Raw genomic sequence first — 7,558 nt, forward strand, 5'->3', positions numbered from 1 at the left:
GCGATGACTCGTGTCAGCACGCTATTCCCTTCGACCATTCCTTGAATTCGACGCAGCTCGATTCGATCCCAGCGGAGATTCGGAGAGACATGAACGCGCGAAAGGCACCGGAATTCCCCGCGTGGCCTCAGTACGACGACGCCGAGCGGGACGGCCTGATCCGCGCGCTCGAGCAGGGTCAGTGGTGGCGCATGGGCGGGGACGAGGTCAACTCCTTCGAGCGTGAGTTCGCCGCCCACCACGGCGCGGCGCACGCGCTGGCGGTCACGAACGGGACGCACGCGCTGGAACTCGCCCTGCAGGTCATGGGTGTCGGTCCGGGTACCGAGGTCATCGTGCCCGCCTTCACCTTCATCTCCTCGTCCCAGGCGGTCCAGCGGCTCGGCGCGGTCACCGTCCCGGTCGACGTCCACCCGGACACCTACAACATCGACGTGGAGGCGGCCGCGGCCGCGATCACACCGCGCACCAAGGCGATCATGCCGGTGCACATGGCCGGGCTGATGGCGGACATGGACGCGCTGGCGAAGCTGTCGGCCGACACGGGCGTGCCGCTGCTGCAGGACGCCGCGCACGCGCATGGCGCGCGCTGGCAGGGCAAGCGCGTCGGCGAACTGGACAGCATCGCCACGTTCAGCTTCCAGAACGGCAAGCTGATGACCGCGGGCGAGGGCGGCGCGGTGATCTTCCCCGAGGGCGAGAGCGAAAAGTACGAGCTGGCGTTCCTCCGGCACAGCTGTGGCAGGCCGCGGAACGACCTCCGGTACCTGCACCGGATCGCCGGATCCAATATGCGCCTCAACGAGTTCTCCGCGTCCGTGCTGCGCGCGCAGCTGCGCCGTCTCGACGAGCAGGTCGCGCTGCGCGACAAGCGCTGGACACTGCTTTCCGGGCTGCTCGGGAAGATCGACGGCGTTGTCCCGCAGGGCGGTGACGTGCGTGCCGACCGCAACTCGCACTACATGGCGATGTTCCGCGTTCCGGGGCTGAGCGAGGAAAAGCGCAACGCGCTGGTCGACACGCTCGTCGGCGCCGGGCTGCCCGCGTTCGCGGCGTTCCGCGCGATCTACCGCACCGACGCGTTCTGGGAGATGGGCGCACCCGACGAGAGCCGGGAGGCGATCGCCGAACGCTGCCCCCACACCGACGCCATCAGCGAGGACTGCGTCTGGCTGCACCACCGGGTGCTCCTCGCAGGGGAGCCGGAGCTGCACGCGACCGCCGAGATCATCGCCGACGCCGTGGCCACATCATGAGCGTCCGGGTCGCGGTGGTCGGGCTCGGCTGGGCGGGGCGGGAGCTGTGGCTGCCCCTGCTGCGCGAGCACGCCGACTTCGACGTGGTGGCCGCCGTGGACGCGGATCCGGCTTCGCGGCAGGAATTCACGAAGGCGACGGGCATCACCACGCACGCGTCGGTCGCCGCGCTCACCGCGCGGGACGTCGACCTCGCCGTCGTCGCGGTGCCCAACTACCTGCACACCGAGGTGGCGGGCGCGCTGCTCGCCACCGGGATCTCCGTCTTCCTCGAAAAGCCGGTGTGCCTGACCTCGACCGAGGCCGACGTCCTCGCGGCGGCCGAACGCGGCGGCGGGATGCTGCTGGCAGGCAGCGCCATCCGGTACCGCGGTGACGTCGAGGCGTTGCGGCGGGTCATCCCGGACGTCGGCGACATCCGGCACGTCGTCCTCGGCTGGATCCGGGCGCGCGGCGTCCCGCGGGCGGGCGGCTGGTTCACCCAGCGCGACAAGGCGGGCGGGGGAGTGCTGTTCGACCTCGGCTGGCATCTGCTCGACACCCTCGCCTTCCTGCTCGGCCCGGCCCGCTTCACGCAGGTGGCCGGCGTGACGTCGGCCGACTTCGTCAACGTCGACACGTGGCGTGCGGCGTGGCGGCAGGATCAGCCCGGCGCCGAGTCCGCCGACGTCGAGGACACGGCCCGCGGCTTCCTGGTCCGCGACGACGGCATCTCGGTCTCCATGCGGGCCAGCTGGGCGTCGCACGGGGCGCGGGACTGGTCCGTGCTCCACGTCGAGGGCTGCGACGGCACCGCGGAGCTGAGGTGCACCTTCGGCTTCAGTCCCAACCGGGAGCCCGAGTCCGTGCTGACGGTGACCCAGGAGGGCACGACCACCCGGCTTCCGGTGCCTGCCGAGCCGATCGGCGTCGAGTACGTCCGGCAGCTGGACGCTCTCGCCGCGATGCTGGCGGACCCGGGCAACCGCGGCAAGGCCGTCGCCGAGGCCCGCCCGATCGTCCGCCTGATCGAAGACTTCTACGCCTCGGCCGGCCTGGCGCGGACCAGGCGAGCGGTGCCCGCGTATCAGTAGAGAGGTGCTCCATGGCATTCCCGATCGTCGACCGGCCCGATGCCGAGGCCGATCCCTCGGCAGTGGTCAGGCACGCGGTCATCTTCGACCTCGACGGAGTCGTCGTCGACAGCTTCGCGGTGATGAGCGAGGCCTTCGCCATCGCGTACGCCGAAGTCGTCGGTGACGGCCCCGCGCCCTTCGAGGAGTACCGGCGCCATCTCGGCCGCTACTTCCCGGACATCATGCGGATCATGGACCTGCCGCCCGCGATGGAGGAGCCGTTCGTCCGCGAGAGCTACCGCCTCGCCGACCAGGTGAAGGTCTTCGACGGGATCACCGAGCTGTTGCTGACCCTGCGGGCCCGCGGGCTGCGGCTGGCCATCGCCACCGGCAAGAGCGGGCCGAGGGCACGTTCGCTGCTCGAAAAGCTGGGCCTGCTCCCGTTCTTCGCGCACGTGATCGGCTCGGACGAGGTCGCCAGGCCCAAGCCGGCCCCCGACATCGTGCGGCACGCGCTGGGCCTGCTGGACGTCGCGCCCGAACGGGCCATCATGATCGGCGACGCGCCGACCGACCTGGCCAGCGCGCAGGGCGCCGGTGTCGCCTCGGCCGCCGCGTTGTGGGCGCCGCCGGACGATGTGGGCGAGCTGCTCGCCGCCGGACCCGACGTGGTGCTGCAACGTCCGGCGGACCTGCTGGCGCTTTGCCCGGCCGTACCTGTCCGCTGACGCGCGTGGCCTACCTCGGCATCGACATCGGGGGCACCAAGGTCGCCCTCCGCGTCGAGACCGATGCCGGGTGCGCCGGCGAGACCACCTTCGGCTGGGCGCCCCGGCACAGCGCCGCACAGGACCTCGCCCAGCTCGCCGAGCAGGTGGCGGAACTGCGGGCGGAACTCGGTACACCGCTCGATGCGGTGGGCGTGGCGATGCCCGGCACGGTCGGGCCGGACGGCCGGATCACCGCGTGGCCCAACCGTCCAGAGTGGACTGGACTCGAGCTGGACGCGTCGCTGCGCGCGCTCTTTCCCGGGGCGGCGCTCGGCTGGGCGGACGACGGCGACCTCGGCGCCCTCGCCGAAGCACAGGCGTCGGGCTGTGAAGATCTGTTGTACATCGGCGTGGGCACCGGTATCGGCGGTGGCCTGGTCCTCGGCGGCACGCCGTGTCCCGGGCTGGGCCGTGGTTCGTTCGAGATCGGGCATGTGATCGTCGAGCTGGGCGGCGCGCGGTGCGTCTGCGGCCGCCAGGGCTGTCTCCAGGCGATCGCCTCCGGGCCCGCCACTCTTCGCCGCGCGGCAGTCCTGTGTGGACAGGACGTCACCTTCGACGAACTGCGGCAGGCGTTGCGCGACAAGAAGCCGTGGGCCCTCGATGCCATCGAAGCGACGTCGCGGGCACTGGCCGCCGCGGTGACCGGTGTGCAGGAGCTCGTCCACCCGGTCCGCGCGGTGATCGGCGGTGGCTTCGCGGACGGGATCCCCGAGATCGTCGAAGGGGTTTCCGGGCAGCTGGCCGAATTGGCCCGCCAGGGTCAGACTCCGCTGCCGGTGGGACCGGCCGCGCTGGGCGGCCTGTCCTCGCTGCGCGGCGCGGTGGCGCTCGCCCGTCTGATCGCGTCCGGGAAACCGGGGTGAAGGAGCCGTCGCCTACTGCTCACTTGCGGGATCCTGTTTCCCGCCCGGCCTGCGTAGGTTCGACCGCATGGGCACACTGGTCTCCTTTCACGCACACCCCAACGACGACACCACCACCTGTGGCGGCGTGCTGCGCAAGGCACACGAGGACGGTCACCGGGTCGTTCTCGTGCTCGCCACCCGCGGCGAACTCGGCTACGCGCCGGAGGGTCTCCTCGCCGAGGGCGAACAGCTGTCGCAGCGCAGGACCGCCGAAGCCAGGGCGGCCGCCGACGTGCTCGGCGTCGACCGGCTCGAGTTCCTCGGCTACACCGACTCCGGGATGATGGCCGCGGCTTCCGGCGACACGGCGGGCACGTTCCGGACCGCGGACGTCGAGGAGGCGGCGGCGAAGCTCGCCGCGATCCTCCGCGAGGAGAACGCGGACGTGCTGACCGTGTACGACGAGAACGGCGTCTACGGCGACGCCGACCACATCCAGGTGCACCGCGTCGGGATGCGCGCGGCCGAACTCGCGGGCACGCCGAAGGTCTACCAGTCCACGATCAACCGCGACCACATCGCCGCGAACCAGGCCCGGTTCGCCGAGGACGCCGGTGTCGCGCTGCCGTCGGGCCCGGAGTTCGGCACCCCGGAGTCGGAGATCACCTGCGTGGTCGACGTCTCGGCGGTCACCGAGTACAAGCGCAAGGCCCTGCTCGCCCACGTCAGCCAGATCACCGAGCAGTCCACGCTGTTCACGGATCTGCCGGAGGAGAAGTTCCGGTCCATGTTCGGCGTCGAGTGGTTCATCCGGGCGGGCCAGGGCCCCGGGGTCACCGAAACGGACCTGATGGCGTAGGCGTTTTCGAGGTCACCGGGGCACGGACGCCGCGGACGGCTGCACTGTCCACAAAGGACGTAGCGGCCGGATCAGGCGTCCGCGGCCATCCCGGCGAACAACCAGTCGAGCCCGCGATCGAAGTCCCGGTCGCGCACCTCCGTCATGGGCTGGTCGTGGTGCTGCTCCAGCAGACCGCCCTGTTCGAGTGCCGACGACATGGCCGCCATGCTGCCCGCGACCTCGGCGACGAACTCGTCGGGCGTCCGGCCGGTTTCCCTGATGTACTCCAGCCAACGGCTTTCCGTCGCGGTGAAGCCGTAGACGTACTGGAAGACGACGGCCAGCGCGGCGGCCTGATCCCGCAACGCCAGCGGCGAGCGGGCCATCACCGCCTGGGCGCACTCGGTGAACCGCAGGCTGCACGGGCCGATGTTCAGGTATTCGCCGTAACACCGGAGCGCCCACGGGTGGGCGACCATCGTGCGGCGCCAGGCGCTCGCCAGTGCCCGCAGGTCTTCGCGCCAGTCGTTCCCGGCGTCGATCGCCGGGAGCTCGATCTCGCCCGCCACCGCGTCCAGCGCCAGCTCCAGCAGGTCGTCCTTGTTCGCGACGTACCAGTACACCGACATCGGCGTGACGTTCAGTTCCGCGGCCAGCAACCGCATCGAGAACTGGGCGTCGCCCTCGGTGTCGAGCAGGCGGACCGCGCAGGCGACGATCTTCTCCCGGTCGAGGTTGCCGGCGCCGATCTCGGCGTCGCTTCCCCGCTGCTTGCGGGCCGGCCGCGAGGAGAGCCATACGCTGTCACGCGGCTGCGAGGCCCGTTTGCCCATCTCGTGGTCGTCCCTTCTACCAGCCGTCCGGGCGGTGTGCTGTTGTCAAGGTACGGGGGCAGGGTGCGCGGCGCCACGCACCCTGCCGGTTCCGGGGGACGGCCTCAGGGAGTGCTGGGGGACTCCTCCTCGGCCTCCGAAGGTGCCGCGGCGGCGATGGCCTCCGACCTGGCGGCCCGGCGCAGCAGCAGACCGGCGAGCAGGCCACCGGCGACGACGGCCAGCGCGCCGATCAGCTGACTGGCGCGTACCCCGCCGGCGAAGGCGTCGTGCACCTGTGACCGCAGCTCGGGCGTCGGCGCGGCGGCCAGCGCTTCGTGCAGCGAACCGGCCGCACCGGCGCCGAGCCCGACCGGCAGCAGGGCGGCGAACCGCGAGCTGAGCACGGCGCCGAGGATGGCGACGCCGAGCCCGCTGCCGAACTGGTTCACGGTGCCCTGGATCCCGGCTCCGGAGCCCGCCTTCGCCGGCGGGATCGAGGTCATGATGGCGTTGGCCATGGCGGGCATGGACAACGCGATGCCGCTGCCCATGATCAGCAGGCCTGCCAGCATCCACCCGTACCCACGCTCGGGCGTGCCCAGCAGGGCCACCGCGGCGAGACCCGTGGCGTTCAGCGTCATCCCGACGGTGATCGTCATGGCGGTGCCCATCTTCCCGAGCAGCTTCGCGCCGATGCCGGCGACGTTCAGCGCGACGACCACCAGCGCCAGCGGGGCTGTCCGGAGACCTGCTTCCAGCGGACCGTAGCCGAGCACGAGTTGCAGGTGCTGGGTCAGCAGGAAGACCGAGCCGCCCATCCCGAACGCCACCAGCAGGCCGCCCGAGATCGCGCCGTTGAACCGGCGGTTGCGGAAGAAACCCATGTCCAGCATCGGGTGCGGGATGTGCAGTTCCCACCGGACGAAGGCGGCCAGCGCGAGCAGTCCCGCTCCCGCCGGGACCAGGACACTGGCCGAGGTCCAGCCGTTCCCGGGACCGGAGATGATCGCGTACACGACGCCGACCATGCCGATCGTCGAGAGCACCGCGCCGAGCAGATCGGGGCGCCTGCCCTCGGGGTTCTTCGACTCCGGCACCAGTTTCGCCACGGCGAGACAGCCGAGCAGCGCCACCGGGATGTTGATCAGGAAGATCGAGCCCCACCAGAAGTGGGCCAGCAGCACCCCGCCGATCAGCGGGCCGCTGGCGAAGCCGAAGGAGCTGACCGCGCTCCACAACCCGATCGCCTTCGGCAGTTCGTCGCCCTCGAAGACCTGCATGACGACGGCCAGCGTGGTGGTCATCAGCAGCGCGCCGCCGATGCCCATGCCCGCCCTTGCCGCGATCAGCTGGCCGGAGGTCTGACTGAAGGCCGCGGCCAGCGAGCCGAGACCGAACAACAGAAGCCCGACGAGCAGCGAGCGCTTGCGGCCGTACCGGTCACTGAGGCTGCCCGCGGTGAGCAGCAGCCCGGACTGGACGAGGGCGTACGCGTTGATCATCCACTGGATGTCCGCGGTCGTGGCGCCCAGATCCTCGGTGAGCTTGGGGATCGCGAGGTTCAGGACGGTGTTGTCCAGCAGGACGACCAGCTGGGCCATGCTGATGACGCCCAGGATCAGCCAGCGCCGCGGATTCCGGGTGCCGGTCACTGTCGCCGTGGCGTGCGCATTCCGCAAGAGAACTCCCCGTGCCGAGCGTGGCGACTCCGTCTTATACACCATATAAGGATCCCTATACGCTGTGCAAGAGCCGAACTCGGATCCCTTTCCGTGCTGAGTCGAGGGGGTGGTCCGGGGTGCATCCGCCGCGCCGAGGGCAGAACTCAAGCGGGTGATGCCGGGTCGCGTCCTGCGTCCACAAAGGACTCTTGTGCCGGTAAGGCCACCTTGAGGGGGGGGGTCGCCCGCCAGGGGGGCGTGACCGCACAGCGGCCCCCCCCGAAAGGGGCCGTGTGTGGGTTGTTTGGGTGT

Annotated in this window: 7 protein-coding genes; 5 read left to right on the forward strand and 2 right to left on the reverse strand. The window is 70.8% G+C overall.

Going from position 1 to position 7,558, the window contains the following annotated elements:
• Positions 1–89: 89 nt before the first annotated feature.
• The 5 genes from rifK to ACFWX1_RS19665 all read left to right on the forward strand — a co-directional run bounded on the left by rifK (position 90) and on the right by ACFWX1_RS19665 (position 4,788).
• Positions 90–1,256 (forward strand): 3-amino-5-hydroxybenzoate synthase, encoded by a 1,167-nt coding sequence (gene rifK / locus ACFWX1_RS19645; RefSeq protein ID WP_378389184.1) that lies wholly within the window; start codon positions 90–92, stop codon positions 1,254–1,256.
• Entirely contained in the window at positions 1,253–2,329 is a 1,077-nt protein-coding gene (locus ACFWX1_RS19650) for a Gfo/Idh/MocA family protein (protein WP_378389186.1), read from the forward strand. The genes rifK and ACFWX1_RS19650 overlap by 4 nt, the downstream gene beginning before the upstream one ends.
• Positions 2,330–2,340: 11 nt before the next feature.
• Positions 2,341–3,039 (forward strand): HAD-IA family hydrolase, encoded by a 699-nt coding sequence (locus ACFWX1_RS19655; RefSeq protein WP_378389188.1) that lies wholly within the window; start codon positions 2,341–2,343, stop codon positions 3,037–3,039.
• A 5-nt stretch (positions 3,040–3,044) separates the two neighbouring features.
• A complete protein-coding gene (locus tag ACFWX1_RS19660; RefSeq protein WP_378389190.1) occupies positions 3,045–3,947 on the forward strand; it encodes an ROK family protein in 903 nt (300 codons plus the stop codon).
• A 67-nt stretch (positions 3,948–4,014) separates the two neighbouring features.
• Positions 4,015–4,788: a PIG-L deacetylase family protein gene (locus ACFWX1_RS19665; RefSeq protein ID WP_378389192.1), complete on the forward strand. Its 774-nt coding sequence runs from the start codon at positions 4,015–4,017 to the stop codon at positions 4,786–4,788.
• A 71-nt stretch (positions 4,789–4,859) separates the two neighbouring features.
• Here the strand turns inward: ACFWX1_RS19665 and ACFWX1_RS19670 are convergent, their stop codons facing one another.
• Together ACFWX1_RS19670 and ACFWX1_RS19675 are read right to left on the reverse strand one after the other, a co-directional pair.
• Positions 4,860–5,603 (reverse strand): TetR/AcrR family transcriptional regulator, encoded by a 744-nt coding sequence (locus tag ACFWX1_RS19670; RefSeq protein WP_378389194.1) that lies wholly within the window; start codon positions 5,601–5,603, stop codon positions 4,860–4,862.
• 104 nt (positions 5,604–5,707) lie between these two features.
• Positions 5,708–7,264, reverse strand: a complete 1,557-nt coding sequence (locus tag ACFWX1_RS19675) for an MFS transporter (RefSeq protein WP_378389196.1) — start codon at positions 7,262–7,264, stop codon at positions 5,708–5,710.
• Positions 7,265–7,558 lie beyond the last annotated feature (294 nt).

Origin of the sequence: Amycolatopsis sp. NPDC059021 (assembly GCF_042739895.1) — a bacterium.
Lineage (GTDB): Bacteria > Actinomycetota > Actinomycetes > Mycobacteriales > Pseudonocardiaceae > Amycolatopsis.

Excerpts from the sequence above, each read along its gene's own strand:
- rifK (WP_378389184.1), top strand. The coding sequence starts at position 90 with ATGAACGCGCGAAAGGCACCGGAATTCCCCGCGTGGCCTCAGTACGAC.
- ACFWX1_RS19650 (WP_378389186.1), top strand. The coding sequence starts at position 1,253 with ATGAGCGTCCGGGTCGCGGTGGTCGGGCTCGGCTGGGCGGGGCGGGAG.
- ACFWX1_RS19655 (WP_378389188.1), top strand. The coding sequence starts at position 2,341 with ATGGCATTCCCGATCGTCGACCGGCCCGATGCCGAGGCCGATCCCTCG.
- ACFWX1_RS19665 (WP_378389192.1), top strand. The coding sequence starts at position 4,015 with ATGGGCACACTGGTCTCCTTTCACGCACACCCCAACGACGACACCACC.
- ACFWX1_RS19670 (WP_378389194.1), bottom strand. The coding sequence starts at position 5,603 with ATGGGCAAACGGGCCTCGCAGCCGCGTGACAGCGTATGGCTCTCCTCG.